This window comes from Shewanella sp. SM69 (assembly GCF_025653985.1).
In the GTDB taxonomy this organism is placed as follows: domain Bacteria; phylum Pseudomonadota; class Gammaproteobacteria; order Enterobacterales; family Shewanellaceae; genus Shewanella; species Shewanella oncorhynchi.
In genome coordinates, this window is sequence record NZ_JAKKRV010000008.1 from 116,109 (window position 1) to 136,254 (window position 20,146).

At 45.4% G+C, this 20,146-nt stretch carries 12 protein-coding genes; 5 read left to right on the forward strand and 7 right to left on the reverse strand.

All coding sequences use genetic code 11. The annotated features are described in order from the left end of the window. Positions 1-47 precede the first annotated feature (47 nt). Positions 48-1,403 (reverse strand): leucine-rich repeat-containing protein kinase family protein, encoded by a 1,356-nt coding sequence (locus L5M37_RS12705; RefSeq protein WP_263200663.1) that lies wholly within the window; start codon positions 1,401-1,403, stop codon positions 48-50. A 210-nt stretch (positions 1,404-1,613) separates the two neighbouring features. Between L5M37_RS12705 and L5M37_RS12710 the strand changes: the two genes are divergently transcribed. Next, entirely contained in the window at positions 1,614-3,047 is a 1,434-nt protein-coding gene (locus tag L5M37_RS12710) for a LysM peptidoglycan-binding domain-containing protein (protein WP_263200664.1), read from the forward strand. 175 nt (positions 3,048-3,222) lie between these two features. On the opposite strand, the gene L5M37_RS12715 is transcribed toward L5M37_RS12710, so the two are convergent. Further along, on the reverse strand, positions 3,223-4,344 hold the full coding sequence (locus L5M37_RS12715) for a sterol desaturase family protein (RefSeq protein ID WP_006083140.1): 1,122 nt from the start codon (positions 4,342-4,344) through the stop codon (positions 3,223-3,225). Positions 4,345-4,598: 254 nt separating this feature from the next. Then, on the reverse strand, positions 4,599-5,972 hold the full coding sequence (locus L5M37_RS12720; protein ID WP_263200665.1) for a DUF4397 domain-containing protein: 1,374 nt from the start codon (positions 5,970-5,972) through the stop codon (positions 4,599-4,601). Between the two features lie 372 nt (positions 5,973-6,344). Between L5M37_RS12720 and L5M37_RS12725 the strand changes: the two genes are divergently transcribed. Further along, positions 6,345-9,062 carry a DEAD/DEAH box helicase gene (locus tag L5M37_RS12725; protein WP_263200666.1) on the forward strand — a complete coding sequence of 906 codons (2,718 nt, stop codon included), beginning with the start codon at positions 6,345-6,347 and terminating at the stop codon, positions 9,060-9,062. A 17-nt stretch (positions 9,063-9,079) separates the two neighbouring features. On the opposite strand, the gene yidZ is transcribed toward L5M37_RS12725, so the two are convergent. From yidZ to ansB, 4 genes are all read right to left on the reverse strand, one after another. After that, on the reverse strand, positions 9,080-10,045 hold the full coding sequence (gene yidZ, locus L5M37_RS12730) for an HTH-type transcriptional regulator YidZ (RefSeq protein ID WP_263200667.1): 966 nt from the start codon (positions 10,043-10,045) through the stop codon (positions 9,080-9,082). Continuing rightward, a complete protein-coding gene (locus L5M37_RS12735) occupies positions 10,014-11,210 on the reverse strand; it encodes an MFS transporter (RefSeq protein WP_263200668.1) in 1,197 nt (398 codons plus the stop codon). Before L5M37_RS12735 ends, yidZ begins: the two co-directional genes overlap by 32 nt. Before the next feature lie 254 nt (positions 11,211-11,464). Next, positions 11,465-14,299, reverse strand: a complete 2,835-nt coding sequence (locus L5M37_RS12740) for a M16 family metallopeptidase (protein WP_263200669.1) — start codon at positions 14,297-14,299, stop codon at positions 11,465-11,467. 485 nt (positions 14,300-14,784) lie between these two features. After that, the gene (ansB, locus tag L5M37_RS12745; RefSeq protein ID WP_131524383.1) at positions 14,785-15,843 is read right to left on the reverse strand and encodes an L-asparaginase 2; all 1,059 of its coding nucleotides are present in this window, start codon (positions 15,841-15,843) and stop codon (positions 14,785-14,787) included. A 556-nt stretch (positions 15,844-16,399) separates the two neighbouring features. Between ansB and aspA the strand changes: the two genes are divergently transcribed. From aspA to L5M37_RS12760, 3 genes are all read left to right on the forward strand, one after another. Then, positions 16,400-17,842 (forward strand): aspartate ammonia-lyase, encoded by a 1,443-nt coding sequence (aspA, locus tag L5M37_RS12750; RefSeq protein WP_131524382.1) that lies wholly within the window; start codon positions 16,400-16,402, stop codon positions 17,840-17,842. A 114-nt stretch (positions 17,843-17,956) separates the two neighbouring features. Beyond that, entirely contained in the window at positions 17,957-19,258 is a 1,302-nt protein-coding gene (locus L5M37_RS12755; RefSeq protein WP_113940028.1) for an anaerobic C4-dicarboxylate transporter, read from the forward strand. Positions 19,259-19,397: 139 nt separating this feature from the next. After that, positions 19,398-20,123, forward strand: a complete 726-nt coding sequence (locus L5M37_RS12760) for a fumarate reductase cytochrome b subunit (RefSeq protein ID WP_113940029.1) — start codon at positions 19,398-19,400, stop codon at positions 20,121-20,123. Positions 20,124-20,146 lie beyond the last annotated feature (23 nt).

Genomic DNA, 20,146 nt, shown 5'->3' on the forward strand with positions numbered 1-20,146 from the left:
ATACAGCAAACTTGAAACAAGTGTAGAGCCAGCCTATTAGCAAGCCACTATTTACCTTTTAACAGGGCTCCGATGGTCTTTTTCACGTCTGCAAAACAGGGGCGCTGAGCCACATCTAACTGCATGCACTCGTCTTTAATCGCACTCAACTGTGTGTAGTACAGAGGGCCAATCGAGGCACTCACATAGGCAGATGCATCCACATAGGCCAACAGATCTTCAATCAAGCAACCAAGCGCCCGCACTTCAATAGCTTCTATCGCTAAGCGTTCTGCTGTCGATAGATTACGTAAGTTTGATGCCGCACCAAAATCCCCAAACAATAAGCTCATCTGTTGATTAACCATAATATTATGGGCGTAGACATCACCATGGCTTACTTGTTTGGCATGCATGTGCGCCATTGCATCGGCCAACTGGTGTGTGATTTTGGCGACTTCATCAAGGCGAAATTGGCTACCGTCTTTAAAGGTATCGCGAGTGCAGGTGACAAGACTTGGTGGTAGCCCTAAGTTACTAAACCCTGGCGGAATAAGTTCCATCACTAAACCCAATTGATCTTTCTGGCTAATGTGCGCCACGACCTTAATAAGGCTGGGATGATCACCCGTTGTGAGACAGCAATCTAACTCGTCAGCGGGATAACCATCGCTCGTCACTTCCCCCTTAAAGAGTTTTACCGCAATCTGCGCCGACCCCGTCGCGGCTATCATGGCTTGATTCAACCAATCGCCTCGATAAATGACCCCAGAAGCCCCTTCGCCAAGCTTCTCAGCCAACTTGATATCACCCAGAGTCACATTCGCCACTGTGGCCACATCGGCGTGGGGATCGACTAAGGTATGGCTGAATGGATTTCCCGCAAAGGCGAGCCAAGTCAATTTGGGCAAACTGAGTAACCAAGCTGGCAGTGCGTGGAGTTGATTGGCCGATAAACGCACTAACTCTAAGTTGCGGCAATTAGCCATGGACTCGGGCAAGGCTGTTAAACGGTTACCCGCTAAGGCTAATTTTTGCAGACGATGTAAATCGCCCATGGCCGCAGGCAACGTCTCAATGAAGTTATCGGTTAGGATGAGCCAGCGGGTTTGCAGCGGTAATGCCGCAGCAGTCACTGTTTTGATTTGATTGGCCTTAAAGCCAATCATCTCTAAATTTGTGCAGCGCCCTAATGCCTCAGGCAAATGTTCAAAGCGATTATTCGAGGCGAAAATTATCTTTAAATGCGATAAGCGGTGTAAATCCTCGGGCAAAGTGCTCAGTTGATTATTCGATAAATCGAGGATTTCGAGGGTATCGGCTAAATCAAAAATCTCCCGCGGGAACTCGGTTAAATCCTCAACCAATTGTAAACGTGTGATCCCTTGTAACTGCCCTGCCCTTAACTGCGCTAACGTCTGCACTTTGCTACCCAAGTTAATGAAAAATCGCGGCTATGGTAGCGTATAAATCGACAAAGCTAAACGCAGGATCTGCAATCAAAGGGCGGCACAATCGGCCCTAAGACAACTTTGATACGATAGGTAAAACTTGGGGGAGCTATCCAGAAACTCGAAAACAGATTAGCATGTGCACCAATATGGAATGCCCAGTCAACTCATCACAGGACAATCATGCGGACACATTTTCGCCAAACGCACTCTTTTACAGTGCTTATGCTTGCCATGCTAATGGCCCTACTGAGCGGTTGCGCTACGACATCAGCAAGCCCATCAACCACTGAATTCAATGCCACAGCAAGTGATGTCAGTAATGATAACGACCACTCGCCACAACAGCATCAAACACCACCCGAAGTGGTTGAGCAGTACAGCGATGTATGGGAAAAGATCCAACACGCCAATACCATTGACGTCCATGATGATGCCGAAGTACGTAAACAGCGTAACTTTTTCGATGATAAACAAAAATTTATGAATCAGGTTGGCGATCGCGCCGAGCCATTTTTATATTACATAGTCAGCCAGCTCGAAGCGCGTAACATGCCATTAGAATTGGCGTTATTGCCCATAGTCGAAAGTGGCTATAACCCTTTAGCACAAGCTAACGGCCCCGCAGGACTGTGGCAAATGATCCCTGCTACTGGACGTAATTTTGGCTTAACGGTGAATTCTGCCTACGATGGCCGTAAAGATGCGCTGGCCTCAACCGATGCAGTGCTCGACTATCTACAGCACCTATACGACACCTTAGACAAAGACTGGATCAACGCCGTCGCCGCCTACAATACCGGTGAGCTAGTGATCAAAGCCGCCATTGATAAAAACAAAGCCAAGGGCAAACCTACGGACTTTTGGTCACTGGGTATCCCCGCTAAGCGAGTACAAACAGTCCCTAAGTGGCTGGCATTTATTCAGATTATTCGAAATCCCAACCACTACGGTTTAAAAGTCCCCCCTATTGCTAACCGCCCTGTCTTGGAAAGAGTGCCAGCACCTAATGGCGTAGATATTGGCCAGATTGCTAATGCAGCAGGGCTCAGCAAAGCAGAATTTAAAACCTATAATCCAGGCTTTCGCCAAGGTGTAATCCCCAGCAAAGGCAAATATCAAATCGCCTTACCACTGGAAAACATAGGTCATTATCAGGAAAATCAAGACAAGCTCTACGCTCAAAAACGCTATGACAGCCAAAGCTATATCGTCAAATCTGGTGACAGCCTAGGCACAATCGCAGCCAAGTTTGATATGTCAGTGAAAGCATTAAAACAGGCCAACAATCTGACATCTGACCGCCTAAAAATCGGCCAAGAGCTCACACTGTTAACGCCAATGGCGGGCAATGATAATGAGCCTGAACCCACTAAAACCAAGGCGAAGACAGATAAAAAAGTGAGCAATAAGTCGTCGACCAAAGCTAAAGCGACTACCTCAACATCGGCCGATAAACCTGCTGTAAAAGCGACCACTTACAAGGTGAAATCTGGTGATTCGCTGGATAAAATCGCCCGTAAGAATAAGGTTAAACTGGCTGACTTAATGAAGTGGAACCAGCTCAATGGCAAAAGCATTATTAAGCCAGGCCAAGAACTGAAAATTTCCGAATAACGATTGTAGTTTGAACGGCAAAAAGCCCAACAAAGCGCGGTTCCAAAGCGCTGTGTTGGGCTTGTTTCTATCCCAATATCAGAGTTAACCGCCACAGCTCAGCGTTACTGCTCAGTTGACCTAATCAATACTCCCAGACAATCATTCCAAAACAAACCATTCTAATTGCACGCCATTATTTTGTGTCTTTCTTCGCTAAACCAAGGGGATACAATTGCTGCTTAAACATGCCAACAGGCATGTAATCGCCCACGACACCATATTGCTCTGGCCACTCTTTCTGACCTCGAACTGCAGTCCCAAATAGGTAATCTAAAAAAGAAAAATGGGCAGCATAGTTACGGTCGATTGCCGCCTTATCGGAAGCATGGTGCCAATGGTGGAATTGCGGACTGACAATTAAGTAACGTAGCCAGCCAAAGTTAACCTGCACATTGGCATGATTAAAGACCGCCTGCACGCCAACGATAATCACATAAATACTGATGATGTCTTTGGAGAATCCCAAGATAAAAATCGGCGTGAGCACTAAACAACGGGTAGCAATCAACTCAAACATATGTTGCCTTGAACCAGCCAACCAATCTAAATGTTTCGCGCTATGGTGCACCGAATGGAAGCGCCACAGGAAAGGAATTTCATGGTAGGCACGGTGCGCCGCATATTGCATTAAATCGGCGACCAATAGAATCAACAGTAGTTGCAGCACAAAGGGAAGACCCGCAATAAAGCTTTGCACTGTGCTGGAAATAGCCCAAGAAAAGCTCGACTGTACAAATTGGTTGGCCACCAATAATACAAAGCCAATCGCTAAGTGATTCACCAAAAAATGGTTTAAATCCCCTTGCCACTCGGGTCTCAATATTGCTTGTTCTGGTTTATGGGGTAGCCATTTCTCGATAAAAATGAAAATTAAGGTTGAGCCTAATAAGTCTAAAATAAACCAATCTAAACCCAGTGAGACCTTATGATTAGCAAAAGGCTCGACCTCAACTTGATGACCACCAAAGGCAATCGCTAAACTCACAAATACCCAAGCCACAAAGCCGAAACGCTTATTTTTATTTCGAATAAAATTCAATAAACCTAAACTGCCCGACACCACTAAGGCGACAAATATTAAGCTACGAATAACATCGACATTATAGCTTTGACGTAATTCAGGAGTGGTGAGATATTCGGGAAAATGAAACGCCAATACGCCCAGAAACGATAATATCGCTAACATACACGCTATTGTACCGCTAATACTGCCTTCACCAATTTGGAAATGACCGTCTTTAAATCCTTTACTCATCACAGTGAACTCCTTTTCCTATATTGCTCGCGTTATTCATACCACAGCTTATTCACACCACAGCACCACAGCAATGCTCGGCTTAATTTTTGCCGATCAGCCTACATTAACCCCGCAGCCACAATCAATAAAAAGTGAATGCTAAGACAATAATGCTCAATCTACTAAGCCCACTAAAACGAGCACAAAAAACAGCAAAAAAAGCGCTACCTAAGTAGCGCTGTTTTATTAGACCCGTTCACTCACCATAGCGGTTAGATCTTAATCAAGTTATAACCAAAGCTAGTAGAAGGATCTTTATTCAGCACCATAGTCACATTATCTTCATTGCTGAAATCCATTAAATCGGATGCATAGACAACGGTTTTAGTACCGTTTTCCACAGCGATAACCTTAATAGAATATTCACCAGCTGGCACAGTCACTGACTGAGGGCTCGCAGGATTGACTGCGGTGATCTTATTTACAGCCGTTTCAATCGTGTCATTTGCCTTTAAGAAATACACGGTTAGATTGCTTTTATCGGCAAAACTCACAATGTCGAACTTAAAGCTATAGGGACTTGGGGTCTGAGTTTGCTTCATCTCCATCGCCTTTACTTGACTGCCCTGCTCGGTCGTTTGCTCATAGATGAAGATGGTTTTAATGTCATCTTGGTTCAGGGTGATAAGCACATTATCGAGCAATTTATTTTGCGTACCGTGGTCGAACACACTCACACCAAAATCATTAAACTCAGCACCTTGATAGCTAGTCACCCCAAAAGATGGCACTTCGCTAAACAGAGTATCCTGCTTACTGCTGGCCACTTTCACATCGATAATGTGCGAACCTAAACCGTTAAAGACGCGATAATCGACACTCGCTTCTAATGCCACATGGTTGCGAACATTGGTGGTTGAATCGACACTGTCTAAGGTGATTTTTGAATCCGAAGCACCAAAACCTTCACGGATGATCAGCTTATAAGGCACCTTAGAACTGAATTTAATGTTTGCAGTTGTATAAGAAACATTGGTTGTTCCCGCTGGTGCGAGGTAAACCTTATATTCACCCGTATCCATCACTTGCGGCTGCGACACTTCACCATAAGCCACACTGCCTCCTAACATCACGGCATCGGCAAAGGTTTGGGTCGACTTAGAAACATAAGCGTCAAAGGCTTGGGTATGTACAGCAGTATTGGCAATCAAGAGCTGCATTTTACTGTTTTCAGCCACTTCGTTGAGCTTATCGAGTTCAGTGCGAGAATAGTTGATATTAAGTAATTTAGGTTCGGTAAAATCACCATGTAATACAAAGAAATGGTCCGTTGCAACTTTCAAATCGATATTTTCTTTATAAATAGAGATATCTTTATCAGAGGCATCCTTAGCCATCACTTCAATCGCAGTTACGCCAGCCGTCGACGTAAATCGCGGCATAGTGTCCCCATAGATCACACTTTCATAGGTTTTATCGGCAACTTTGAGTGCAGTAGCAGTGCTTCCAGCTGAAGCATTATAGAATTGCACATAGGTGGCATTTTGATCTGTGCCCTCTTCATTATTATCATCTGAGCCACATGCCGTTACCGCTAAACAGGCAACAGCCACCGCAGCGAATCCCTTTAGCTTACTTTTTATCATTGTTTCCCTCATTAGCAGACAAAAATTCAGTTCAATCTACGCAGTTATACAATGACAACAATGGCAATTTCCACTAAAAACAAAAACAAATACTTTACAAACTCAAACACTTAACAAACATTTCAATAACACACCAAAAAGTGATACAAACCACACTTTTCAGGCCCTTAATTGATACAAATGCGGCTGCTGATACTTTTGCTCGCCTCTCAAAAATTCTGCTCCAGTGGAAAATGGCTGATCTATCGAACACCTCTCTTTTAGGCTTAAAGCGACTATGGATAAACTATCCTCAGACGGTACAAACCTTGTTCGACTAATGCGATTAGGTTACTCTCGCATCGCCAATTAAGCCTTTGGGATGGATAGGATTTGCAAGGGATTCTCAACTACTACAAACAATGTTTTCAACACGATAGTGCCGAAATCAATCTCTGGTCTAGCCACAAGCTTGCCGAGCAAGATCAGCTATTACTCCAACATGAAGACGAGTTAAGCAGTGGCTTCCTACCCCGCTTGCCAGTGCCATTTGCTCCCGCCAGTGCATTACTAGCACGTAGCGCTTTGTATTTACGCGAAAAGGTATTATTGCACTGCTGTCTGTTTTTCTGCGGCACAGTCGACCTTAATGGCGAAAAACGAAAAGTCGTGACACCACTCCTTTATCGCGAATGCCAATTACAGGCTGACGGCGATAATCTCTACCTAGAGAGCAATAACACTCTAGCTGGCAGCGGACCATTCACTATCAATGAAGCTCTATTAGAAAAATTAGTCGTTGAAGGACATAGCCTAAGCCAAGATTTACGCGATAATCCAACGGATGTCAGTGGCTGGATATCTTGGCTGCGGGCAGGCCAAGCCGATGTTGATACCAGTCATTTATTGCATTTTCCCAAGCTGATCAATGAGGCTGAATTCACTAGCTTATGCCGTAAACGTAGGCAGTTTCTTGTCAGTCGAAGCCAAATCATTTTGGCAGAGCGTTCGATCGCAAGCCGCGGCATTTTGCACGAACTCGACAAACTAATGACAGCGGCTGAACCATCAGCACCGCTTAAAGCGCTATTCGCAGAAACACAACAAACAACATCAATAAACACCAGTGTAGACACACAAGAGGCATATCTTCCTGGGCTGTTAAGCCGCGCGCAAATTCAGGCCTTAAAGATTGCGGCCAATCATACTTTGGGGCAGATCTCAGGCCCACCGGGAACAGGTAAGAGTTACACCATAGCCACAGTGGCGGCGGAGCAGGTATTAAGGGGCAAATCTGTCCTCATCGTCGCCCACACCGATATTGCTGTTGATGTGATTGCCGATAAGTTACAGCAACAATTCCAGCTTGGGAGCAGTCTTATTCGAGCCGGCTCGCCGCAGTTTATAAAAGTCCTTAAAAACCAGATTGATGAAATGCTCCATGGTCAGCACCCTGCATCAAATGAAGCCATCTCGGATAGGTTGCTATTAAATGCAAAACAGCAACTTAATACTGTGACTCGTCAGCAAGTCAAAATGGAAGCGGACTTTATACGTCATTGCCGCCATGCCATACGTCGCGGCCAAAAACTGGCGACCTTACAACAAGGACAATCCCGTTGGCGCTTAGGATTTTACAACTGGGCTTACCGTGCAGGTATAAAAAGGTTTGCCCAGCAATGGAATGAACTCGATAAATTAACGACACTGATAGCGCAAAAAGAAGACTTAAGCCTCAAATACTTACAATTGGCAACTCACTATCGATTAAACCAATTACTCAAACATAAGCGCAGTACGCTGGTGAGTTTTGCCAGTGCACTGCGCGCTCGGCAATCCGCTAAGCAACTCGATGGTTTCTACAAAACGGATTTTGATGCCTTAAAACAAACCTTTCCCATTTGGTTATCTAGTCTTGCCAGCTTACATAAAGTGCTGCCCATGGAGCAGCAAATGTTTGATTTAGTGATTATTGATGAAGCCACCCAAGCCAATATTGCCGCATGTTTACCGGCCTTGCAGCGGGCAAAAGCGGCATTGGTGGTGGGCGATAGCAAACAACTGCGACATTTCTCGTTTTTATCCCGCGCAAAACAAACTCAAATCCAGACCCAACTCGGACTTGCCCCAGATTGCCGCGGCCTAATGAGCTACCGTGATGCCAGTATGCTCGACTTAGCGTCACTGTCCCTTGCGAGCCAATCCCAAGTGGTATTTTTAAATGAGCATTTTCGGAGTAAACCTGAGCTGATCCAATTTAGTAATCAGCAGTTTTATCAAGGCATGCTGAAGATTATGCAGCACAGACCTTGCACAAGTTCGGGACACTTACACAGAGTCCACGTTACTGGCAGCCGTGATAGTAAGGGAATTAACGCCATAGAAGCTGAGGCATTAATTCAAAAGTTAGCTCAACTGATTGATGAACAAGAGAATGCATTAGTGCCCGCCAGCATTGGTGTACTATCCTGCTTTCGCAATCAGACGGAGTATTTATCCCAGCAAATTCTCGCACGCTTTAGCGCACTACAACTCGAGCGTCACCAATTACGGATTGCCACACCCTTTGGATTTCAAGGTGAGGAACGCGATATTATGCTGCTGTCGTTTAGCATTACGGCCAACGACAGCCGCGCCGCCGTGTATTTAAATCGCGAAGATATGTTCAATGTCGCGATCACCCGAGCTAAACAGATGCAGTGGCTATTTTTATCGGTACAAGCGCATGAACTCCCCAACAATAATTTACTGGCCACTTACTTAGCATCGGCGGGCCAATTTCAAGCGGCACACAATTATGTCGATTCCCTCGATACCTTCGGCCAGTCTGTGGCACTCGCGATTGAAGAAAAAGGCATAACAGTCTGGCGCGCCTACCATATGGCGGGGCTAGAACTGGATATTTTATGTCGCTATGGTAACCAATATTTAGCAATAGATTTAATCGGTTACCCAGGACCTTGGGCGGACTTTTTCGATATTGAACTGTATAAACTCTTACAGCGCGCAGGGATTAAACTTATCCCCGTCAGCTATGGGCTATGGTGCCAACAGCGGGAACTTTGTATCCAACATATTTGCCAGCAATTGGGTATTACCCAAACAAGTTAATGCAGTAAATAACAGCCTTAATCACGCACACGCGGCTGATAGATCACTTTTATCTTGTTTCTTAGCCAAGTGATTTTGGGGTTGTGGCTGTTTCTCTTATGCCAAATCAAGGTAAAAGGAATGGCGAGTTTATCAAGATATTCGCCACTTATCGGAATAGGACGACTCACTAAGTCAGGGTGTAATTGGCGAGCATATTGCTCACAATATTGTGGCGCAATTGCTATCATGCTGTGGTGAGGCTCTGCCGCGACAAACAGTGACTGCTCAAAACTGGCCAAGGTCAGCACAATATTACGGCTTAACCCAAGCTCAATAAGCACATCATCTAAGGCCCAAGTTTCGCTCTTTTCCCACAAGATATTGATATGCGAATATTTAAGAAAGGTGTCTATATTCCACTCTTCCTGCAAGGCGGGATGATCGCGGCGCAAATACACCTGAGGAAGATCGGTAAATAAAACCTCAAAATCGATAAAATAGGGTAATAAATCAAGGGATTCCTTGGAACGTGGATGACTTTCTCGGCCGGTAAAACCCATATCAGCTTCACCACGCACAATCGCTTCGAGTGAATCGTAATCCCAATTTCGTACCTTCACCTTTGCATCAGGGTATTGAGTATAAATGGCCTGAGTCAGCTCATTAAGCATGATAAGCAACAAAGGCGACTCAAGCATCAACTCGAAGGTGAGCCCTTTGGTCATCTCGTCACCGCGCTTAGCCATCAGTTGCTTACCCATTTGCAACCATTCGGATAACTCCTGCTCCATACCGTGAGCCAATGGCGTTAACTGAAATCCCTGCGGCGTTTTGACAAATAAGGGATCGTCAAACCAATCCCGTAATTTGGCCAGCGACTTACTCACAGTGGATGGCGTGACATTGAGCTTTTTGGCAGTCTTAGAGACACTCCGCTCCTGTAATAAAAGCTGCAAAATAAACAATAAGTTAAGATCGAGCCGACTCAGGGATTTGGTCATTAATTACAATTTCCGGCAATTTAGGAACCGCTAAGATCAGTGTAATGCTCACCAGCGCACCGACAGCGAGGATCACTAATAATATATTAATCGCACTCACTTCGAGCAGACCCATCACCCAAATATATAAAGCTGAAGTACACACTTGGGCAATTCCCAGTAATGAGCTGGCAACCCCAGCCCGAGCCACAAATGGGCTGAGCGCCTGACTCATGGTGACCCCAAATCCAATCGAAAAACCGGAACAAACAAAAGCAAAACCTAACAGGTTGAATGACTGACTAACCCCGCCCAATTGAGTCAAGATAAACACCAATGCCGCTGCAGCAAATAATATCTGAGAGAACAAGATTAACGATTTTTCTTTAAACAGGTTAAGCAAAAAGGGCGTCGAAAATGAGGCTAACATACTCACCAATGCCATCATTGCCATGGTATTGGAATATTGCCCACGGTCAAACCCCATCTGCCCCATGATCAACATGGGAGAGACATTTACATAGCTTAAAATCGTGGTCACACCTAAAGTCGTTATCACCACGCGACTGAGAAAAAACCGCTGTTTAAAGGATTCTTTATACCCACCCTGCTCAACTGTGGTGTGAAGTTGCTGTTTAGGATAGGTTTCGCGCAATACAAAAATACACAGGGTTAAGACTATTAATCCCATCCCCGCCATAGTGTTAAATAGGCTAGGCCATGGGAATTTAAGCATAATTAAATGGCCTATCACAGGTGCTATCACTGGGATAATGCAAGTCACGCCATTGACCATAGAGAGCACTTTTGCTCGGCGCTTATCGTCTAATACATCACGCAAAATCGCAAAAGCCACAACATAGCAAGAACCCGCACCAATGCCTTGTACAAAGCGTGCCATTAAAAAGAGATCACTGGTTTGCGCACTACCGGCAAAGTAAGAGGCAATAGCAAACAGCAATGCGCCAAACAAGGTAATGGGTTTACGCCCAATCCTATCGGCTAAGCTCCCCGCAAACAGCATAGTGGTCGCCATGCCCGCAAGATACACTGAAAAAGCAATATGCAGCTGCGCCTCACTCGCCCCTAAATCCTGCGCAATTTGCGGCAAACCGACCAAGTACATATCTATCCCTGTCGGGTACAAAAGCACCAGACAAAAACTGCACAATAGATATCGAAACATATACCTCACCCCGTTAGCCATCTCACACATAAGTTGCGCCTAGCCTAGTTTCACTCGCGCAGATCTGTGAGTGGCATTTTCGACAACAGGTATTTCCATTGACGACCTATGGGTGGGCATAACACCACGAACGTGAAATAAAAGTTGGTAAAAGAAGATAGAGGAGGAAAGGGGTAGAAAAATATCCCCTGCGGTTTGCGACCACAGGGGATATGTCGGTGAATGATCAGTCCACTATTCTATGAGCCCAACACTCATTGCTGAGGTTCTGGCGGTGCAGGCAGGACTTGGATCATTAAACTGCTATCGTCTTGCAGATATTGCTGCGCCAATTTATTAAGTTCTGCAACTGTCATCTGCTGCGCTAACGCTTGCCTTTGTTTAAAGGCAGCAAAACGACCGGGATGACTCTGGGCGGTTGAGGTGAGATCTAACCAAAAACCATTGGTTTGCGGCGCCGCTTGCATCCACTCAAGCACAGGTTGGCGGGCTCGATTAAGTAAGTCCTCACTGATCCCCGAAGGCGCTTTAACTTGCTTAACTGCGGCGGTGAAATACTCGGCAACCGTTGGCAACATGGCTTGAGTCGTCACGCTAAACAAACCTAAGTAACCATAACCGCTGGCATTGAAATCGTTGTAAGAAAAGGCCGATGGCGAATAACTCGCGCCCGCCTTCTCCCTCACGTTTTCCGTTAATAGAATGCTTAGCACTTGCTCCAGCAGACCCAATCCCGCGTGTTGACTCAAGTGAGTCATGTCCGTTGTAGGCCACACCATGGCAAGTGCCGCCATATCCAGTTGACCATAATGCGTTAATGTTTTCTGAACGGGCACTTTCGGAAACACAGGTACTATCGACTGAGCATTAGCAATAGGGCTGCGCTTAATGGCGCCAAGCGTTTCAGCCACAGCAGCAATAGCACTCGCTTCGTCAAAATCGCCCACAATAGCGAGTTCAATCGCCCCTTGCTCGACGGCCGAATGGAAACTCGGCGCTAATTCTCCAAAGTGACGTTTGAGAATTTCTTCAGGCTCACCATAACCATAGCGTTTATCGCCATTATGGGAGATACGGGCAAACTGATTAGAAAACTCAGATTGTGGGTTGCTATGAATACTTTGTTGCTCGGCAATCACTTGTTCACGAAACAATTGCTCAGCCTGCTTATCCATACCCGGCTCAATTAAATAAGCCGTCATTAAGCCAAGCTGCGTGCGTAGCTCTGCGGCATTAGTGCTAATCTCGCCGCCAAAACTTTGCTCACGCAGGCCTAAGTTGATGGAAATATCTTGCCCAGCAAAAATATCCTGCAAACTGTCATAATCATGGGCCTTGAGTCCCCCCTGCACAAACGCACTGTTAAACAGATAAGACAAACCATCCAACTCAGGGAATGGCACTTCACCAAAGCCAATGTTTAGGCTGACCAATGTGGTGCCTTTGTTAAAGTTGGTAGGCTTAAGATTAAGGCGCACGCCATTGGCAAATTGCAGTTGGCGAATCCCCGTTTCCTTATCGCGACTGTCAGCCACTAACTTGCCTTGCTCACCAAACTGAGTATAAGCAAACTCATCAATCGCCTTGATTGCTGGTGCGCTCACCGCTTGTTTACGGCTTTTCTCGTAGCTGGCGATAAGCTGTTTTTCAGCATTTTCAATGGGCTTATTGCTCGTCAGATACAAATACGGCGTAGCGTTCCATGTTTGGTTAAACACTTGGCTTAGCTTTTGCGGTGTCACTGTTGGCATTATTTTTTCAAAAAATGCGAGCTGCCAATCGGGTTCGACAGGGACGCGATTGCCCGCCACCGAATACACTAGACTCTCGGCAATATTCACACTGTGAATGGTACTGCTACCCGCGACACTTAGCTGATATCCCTTATGCATACGTTTGATTTGCTGGTCAATTTCCTGCTGGCTAAAACCAAACTCTTTTGCTTGACGCAGGGTTTTCTCCAAGAGTGCGATTCCCTCTTGCCAGTTATTTTCCTGCGTACCTAGGCTCATTTGTGTGCCATAGGCAATATCAAACTGCGGTCCAACCTGCAGGTTTACACCATATAAACCTTGGCTATGCAGTAATTGCGACTCCATACGGCGATACAAGATGCCATGGGCAAGCTCGAGCAACATTTCCTGCTCCCGCACAGCAGGGCTATCGGTAATCGCTGAGATGGGTTTTAGCATGCCAAGGGAAACTGACGTTGACAGACTTGGATCAAAAAATGCCGCCGCATCGACACTTTGGCGCTCTGCGACAGTACCAATAGCTTGTTCCTTGGTTTTAGCGGCCAAAGGCGAGGCTTTCCAACTGGCAAACTGTTGTTTTATCTTTTGTTCTACCGCGGCTACCTCGATATCACCCACCACAATTAAAGTAGTACGTGAGGGCGTATAAAAACGCTGATATAAAGACAGCAACGCCTCGCGATTGGCATTACTGATACTGTTCGCCTCCCCCACAGGGAAGCGCTTTGACAGCAATGTGTTTGGCATTAAAAACTGTAATTGGTTACGGTAATTCTCAAGATCCGCACCGCTACGTTCACGCAGCTCAGACAACACTACCGCTTTTTCACGTTCAATTAGCGCTGGGTCAAGTAATAGATTACTGCCAATTTCTCGCATTAAAAACAAAGCAGTATCGATTTTATCTTGGCTATTACTTGGCAAGTTGAATTGATAGACCGTCTGCTGAAACTCAGTCACAGCATTGGTATCGGCGCCAAAACTCAGGCCAAGGCGCTGCAATGTCGGCATCATCTCCCCCGCAGCCAATCCGGTCGAGCCATTAAAAGCCATGTGCTCAAGAAAGTGCACTAATCCTTGCTCGGTATCAGACTCGACCAAAGAGCCTACATCCACCCGCATCCGCACTATGACCGCCTGCTCCGGCGTCTTATTGCTCACCAATAAATAACGCATACCATTGGCAAGTTCACCAGTATGGACCCGCTCACTCATAGGCAAGCCTGTCGTTCCCATCCACAGCGGATCTTCACTCGCCTGCAGTGGCAACGCCATACTCAAAAGCGCCAGTAGTAACCACTGACGCACAAAACTAATTACCTTGAAATTGTTCATTAAAATTCGCACTTTGCCCCCAAAATCAAACAAGAAACCTAGGAAGCGCTCACCTATGTTTCAGATAAAATAAGCTTTCACTATAGTACCTAAAGCACTTTAAGTCACAAAATCAATACCTTATGCCGTACTAAAAATAGTTTATCGCCTTGATATATAGTCAGAATATGCCGAAAAATAATGAGCGAGGAAGGAAGCTGAAACAGCTGTGGATTTAATGGTTACTGTGGAATGGTATGCATATATTAGTGAGATATTGAGTGCTTAATTAGCCAAGCCCTTTCTTAAATCTAATTACAGAGCAATATCTTGATTGAAAATCTGAGTTGAACCCTCACAATTTTGGCTTTAAAAATCACAACACTGTTTAGATATTTCGGCTCATGGCCTCGTGAAAAAACCACTTCACAGGTAAGCCATTAATGACAAAATGCAAAAACCCTACGAATATTCGCAGGGCTTTTGTTTTATCACGCAGTTGAATCTTAAAACTGTTGAAACCAACGTTGGATCTGCTGTGGATCTTTGCTTTGCGTTAACGACAGCATCAGTAAAATGCGGGCTTTTTGCGGGTTAAGATTACCTGCTGCGATAAAGCCATATTTAGCATCGTCTATCTCGGCATCAAGCGTGGTTGCGCCTGTGGGCACTCGGCTAGAGCGAACGACTAAGGTGCCTTTTTGACTCGCCTTAGCTAAGGTATCAAATATTGAGTGGTAAATATTACCATTACCTACACCGGCGCTGACTATGCCATCAAAACCCGCTTCAACCATAGCTTTGACAGGTACATCACTGGCATTGGCGTAGTTATACACTATGCCTACCTGCGGTAACTTGTCGAGTTTGCTGACATCAAAAGGCGTTTGCGTAGTATGTTGACGCTCAGTTTTGCCCATGTATTCAATCTTGCTGTTATGGATAACGCCCAGTGGACCAAAGTTAGGCGCGGCAAAAGTGTGTACACCTGTAGTGTTAGTCTTAGTCACATCGCGGGCATTCAATACGGTATCGTTCATCACCACTAACACGCCTCGACCTTTAGATTCGAGGTTAGCGGCGGTCGCGACTGCGTTATACAGATTTATCGGGCCATCGGCACTCATGGCGGTTGATGGACGCATTGCCCCAACCAGTACTACAGGCTTATCGCTCTTGATGGTGAGATTTAAAAAATACGCCGTTTCCTCTAAGGTATCAGTACCATGGGTAATGACGATACCGTCGACATCTTTATCAGCCAATAGCAGATTGATGCGCTTGGCTAAGGCTAGCCAAACTTTATCGTTCATATCCTGCGAACCGATTTTAACCAGTTGCTCACCTTGAATATCGGCAAGTTGTTTCATTTCAGGCACGGCTGCAATTAAGCTACTAATGCCCACTTCACCAGCCTGATAGTTAGACTCAGTAGCCGATTGTCCGACTCCCGCAATAGTGCCACCCGTGGCAATAATACGTACCTGTGGAAGCGCCTGCGCCGCGGAGGAGAGAAATAACCCTAAAGTGACCGAGAGCAAAAGCTTACGCATTGGAAAATTCATGCTTACATCCTTTGATTAATAATAAACGCCCACAGTGTGCACTATTGTCTAAGCCTCACTGTGATAGCTCTCACTAAAATGAAATAACATATTTAGCGTTATCTAATTGATTATTTAAACTTTAAGGAAAACACCATGCATTTATTATTGAGTAGATTTAACTAATCAATGATTATTCGCTATTGACGCAGTGACAATTAAATATCGTATGGTTTATTTAATTTTAAAAACACTTGAATAAATATGTCGCCGATTGGTTAACGAATAACAAATCTATAGCTAATTTGCATCAAAAAGTAATGGCTCACACTAGTGATCCGAGTTGAGAGACTTATCTAAGAAAAAAAAGAAATACACTATTTCATACAGTTAAGTGATCACCATCCTAATCCTGTTATTGCCAAAGCGTTAAGATCTACTTCGATAGTCAAGGAGACGATTCTCCTTCATGTTTTCGATGAGTTATTCTTGATGTGTTACGTATACTTATTGTACACATCCACAACTCAATACTCGGAGATATATCTTACTATTAATTGGATTTAATAGGATCGAAATGAAAGATACTAATAGCGTACGGATCGAAGAAGATTTATTGGGCACGAAAGAAGTTTCCAATGAATTTTATTATGGCATACATACACTGCGTGCCATCGAAAACTTTAAGCTGAGTAATCAAAAAATTTCCGATGTACCTGAATTAGTCCGTGGCATGATGCTAACAAAAAAAGCCGCTGCCATGGCTAACAGTGAATTAGGCGCTGTAAGTCCTGAAATCGCTGACAAAATTATTGAAGCGTGCGATCTGATACTTACAACGGGTCGATTTGTTGATCAATTTCCGGTCGATGTTTATCAAGGAGGCGCAGGCACTTCAGTCAACATGAATACCAATGAGGTATTAGCCAACGTTGCACTGGAAATCATGGGGCTAGAAAAAGGCCGTTACGATGTCATCAACCCTAATGACCATGTTAATAAATGCCAATCGACCAACGATGCCTATCCAACAGGTTTCCGTATTGCGGTCATCAACAGTACCGATATTCTGTTAGATGCATTAACCGACCTTATCAGCGCTTTCGACACTAAAGCCACAGAGTTTAAAACCATCTTAAAAATGGGCCGCACTCAATTGCAAGATGCCGTGCCTATGACCTTAGGCCAAGAGTTTCATGCCTTTGCTGTTACATTGCGAGAAGAAATTAAGTCCATCAAGCGTTGCCAAGAGTTGTTGTTAGAAGTGAACTTAGGCGCAACCGCCATTGGTACAGGGCTCAATACGCCTGTCGGTTATTCTGCATTAGCCATTAAGTATCTGGCAGACATTACTGGCCGCGCCTATGTGCCAGCGGAAGATTTAATCGAAGCGACCTCCGATTGTGGTGCCTACGTTATGCTGCACAGTGCAATTAAGCGTATGGCGATTAAAATGTCCAAGATTTGTAACGACCTACGCTTACTTTCATCGGGTCCACGTACAGGTCTGAAGGAGATTAATCTTCCTGAGCTGCAAGCGGGTTCCTCCATCATGCCAGCCAAGGTTAACCCTGTGATCCCTGAGGTCGTCAATCAGGTTGCCTTTAAGATTGTCGGCAACGATATCACTATCACTATGGCCGCCGAAGCTGGCCAATTACAGCTTAACGTAATGGAACCTGTGATTGGACAGGCGATGTTTGAGTCGCTCAGTTTGATGGGCAATGCCTGTATCTCCCTGCGTGAAAAATGCGTTGAAGGTATCACAGCCAATCCAGAGATCTGCATGGCCCATGTGATGAACTCTATCGGGATCGTGACCTACCTTAACCCAATCATCGGCCACCATGAAGGTGACATCATAGGCAAGATTTGCGCCCAAACGGGTAAAAATGTCCGTGAAGTGGTACTCGAACGCGGTTTGTTAACGGTTGAAGAACTCGATGACATTCTCTCAGTTGAAAACCTGATGAATCCTAAATATCAGGCTAAACGCAACACCAGCAAAGCCAAAGTGTAACTCAGTGGGGCTGGGGAGCCTTCCCCAGCCCACAACTCGATGATTCAAGAATAAGCATGCGCAGAGTGAATATGCGCAGGCTATTGAAATTAAAAATAAAATAGAGTTAACACTATGATTATATTAGAGATAATTATCGTCCTCGGGGCTATTTACCTTGGTGCAAGGATGGGTAGCATGGGAGTCGGCTTCGCTGGCGGTGTCGGGGTACTGATACTGACCGCGGGGATGGGACTCAAACCGGGCAATATCCCGATTGACGTGATCCTCATCATTATGTCAGTTATCACCGCGATTGCGGCCATGCAAGTGTCTGGAGGGATGGATTATTTAGTCTCACTGGCAGAAAAATTATTACGTAAGCATCCAAAACAAATCACCTTTCTGGCCCCTGTCGTCACCTATTTCATGACACTTTTTGCGGGTACAGGCCACACAGCATTCTCCACCTTACCTGTTATTGCCGAAGTCGCAAAAGAGCAAGGCATTCGCCCCTCTCGTCCCTTATCTATTGCCGTTGTCGCATCTCAAGTCGCCATTACCGCCTCACCGATTTCAGCGGCTGTCGTGTTCTTCTCAGGCATCTTAGAGCCGTTTGGCGTAGATTATTTAGTACTGTTAGCCGTTTGTATTCCCTCAACTTTTCTCGCCTGCATGGTCGGAGCCGTTGTTGCCAACTTAATGGGCAAAGAACTGGCCGATGATCCTGTCTATCAAGAACGCTTAGCCAAAGGTTTAGTCAAAACACGCGGTACAACTCAAATCGAAATTAAAGCCGGCGCGAAACGATCTGTGATGATTTTCTTGCTGGCGATTGCGGCTGTCATGGCCTATGCCACTGCGATATCTGACAAAGTCGGTTTGATTGTTGACCCTGTATTGCCACGCGACGCCGCCATTATGGTGCTGATGCTCACGGCAGCTGCCGCTATTACGATTTTCTGTAAGTTAGACGCAAGTGAAATCTCCAATGCGGCCACCTTTAAATCAGGCATGTCCGCCTGTGTTTGTGTGTTAGGTGTGGCTTGGTTAGGCGATACCTTAGTGTCGAATCATATTGAGGAAATCAAAGATTTAGCTGGCACCTTACTGCAAAGTCAGCCTTGGTTATTATCGGTAACCTTATTCTTTGCCTCCATGCTGCTCTACTCCCAAGGCGCGACAACAAAAGCGCTAATGCCCGCAGCCTTGGCGATTGGCGTAAGTCCATTGACAGCCGTAGCCTCGTTCGCCGCCGTCAGCGCGCTGTTTGTATTACCGACTTACCCCACGCTACTGGCTGCGGTCGAGATGGATGATACTGGCTCGACTCGGATTGGTAAGGCGGTATTTAACCATCCGTTCCTGGTCCCTGGCGTTGTGACGATTGCCACCAGTGTGGCATTGGCCTTCCTGTTTGGCGGCATGATGCTGTAGCTCAATTTTACCCTAAGTGCTCTCAGGGCTAATGCCTACAAATGGATTAACCCTCTTCTTTTAATCTGTATCTATAGACTTTGTGTTGGCGTAATGCAGGTACATTCACGCCATAGCAAATCGAGTAAGAGGTGAATTAATGTCAGCAAAAACGCGTGTTCCTACCGCCATTAACGGCGGACCATTTGGCCAAGCCTGGTCGGCTAAAGCAGACTGCTTACAAAGTGCGACAGGGCTTATATTAGGTATTTTCCTCTTATTTCATATGCATTTCGAGGCGAGCATTTTATTTGGTAAAGAAACCTTCTTTCACATGGTGCAATTCTTAGAAGGCAGTATGTTTAGCTCGACGGGTCATGGCTTCCCCATAGTGACCCAGATCATTTCAGTCATTATGCTCGTGATTGTTGCAGTACATGCCGCCACCGCACTACGTCGTTTTCCGGTGCAATTAGGTCAATGGCGAGCGATGCGTGGCTTTATGTCGACTATCAAGCATAGAGATACCCAAGCATGGTTCTGGCAGATGATCACCGGTTTCTTACTGTTTTTCTTAGTGTCAGCCCATCTTGCCACTATGATTTTAAACCCTGATATTGGCCCTCACCTTTCGGCAGAACGGGTTTACCACGATAACGCTTGGCTCTTATACGTGGTGTTTTTACCTATCGTGTTATTCCACGGCATCGTTGGTTTATACCGAGTGATATTAAAGTGGGGTGTGAGTAGTAACCGTCCACTTATCCGCACTATAGCGCAAGTATTGATCGTCTATTTATTGTGTTTAGGCACATTAAGCCTAGTGACCTATATCAATATTGGTATCGAATTAGTTTTGCCAGTACAACCGTTTATTCCTCAGTAATGGGCATGACGCTATCGGCGATC

Bases quoted from the DNA above. Each gene is read 5' to 3' on its own strand.
- L5M37_RS12710 (WP_263200664.1), top strand. From the start codon at position 1,614: ATGCGGACACATTTTCGCCAAACGCACTCTTTTACAGTGCTTATGCTT.
- L5M37_RS12715 (WP_006083140.1), bottom strand. From the start codon at position 4,344: ATGAGTAAAGGATTTAAAGACGGTCATTTCCAAATTGGTGAAGGCAGT.
- L5M37_RS12720 (WP_263200665.1), bottom strand. From the start codon at position 5,972: ATGATAAAAAGTAAGCTAAAGGGATTCGCTGCGGTGGCTGTTGCCTGT.
- yidZ (WP_263200667.1), bottom strand. From the start codon at position 10,045: ATGACCAAATCCCTGAGTCGGCTCGATCTTAACTTATTGTTTATTTTG.
- L5M37_RS12735 (WP_263200668.1), bottom strand. From the start codon at position 11,210: ATGTTTCGATATCTATTGTGCAGTTTTTGTCTGGTGCTTTTGTACCCG.
- L5M37_RS12740 (WP_263200669.1), bottom strand. From the start codon at position 14,299: ATGAACAATTTCAAGGTAATTAGTTTTGTGCGTCAGTGGTTACTACTG.
- ansB (WP_131524383.1), bottom strand. From the start codon at position 15,843: ATGAATTTTCCAATGCGTAAGCTTTTGCTCTCGGTCACTTTAGGGTTA.
- aspA (WP_131524382.1), top strand. From the start codon at position 16,400: ATGAAAGATACTAATAGCGTACGGATCGAAGAAGATTTATTGGGCACG.
- L5M37_RS12755 (WP_113940028.1), top strand. From the start codon at position 17,957: ATGATTATATTAGAGATAATTATCGTCCTCGGGGCTATTTACCTTGGT.
- L5M37_RS12760 (WP_113940029.1), top strand. From the start codon at position 19,398: ATGTCAGCAAAAACGCGTGTTCCTACCGCCATTAACGGCGGACCATTT.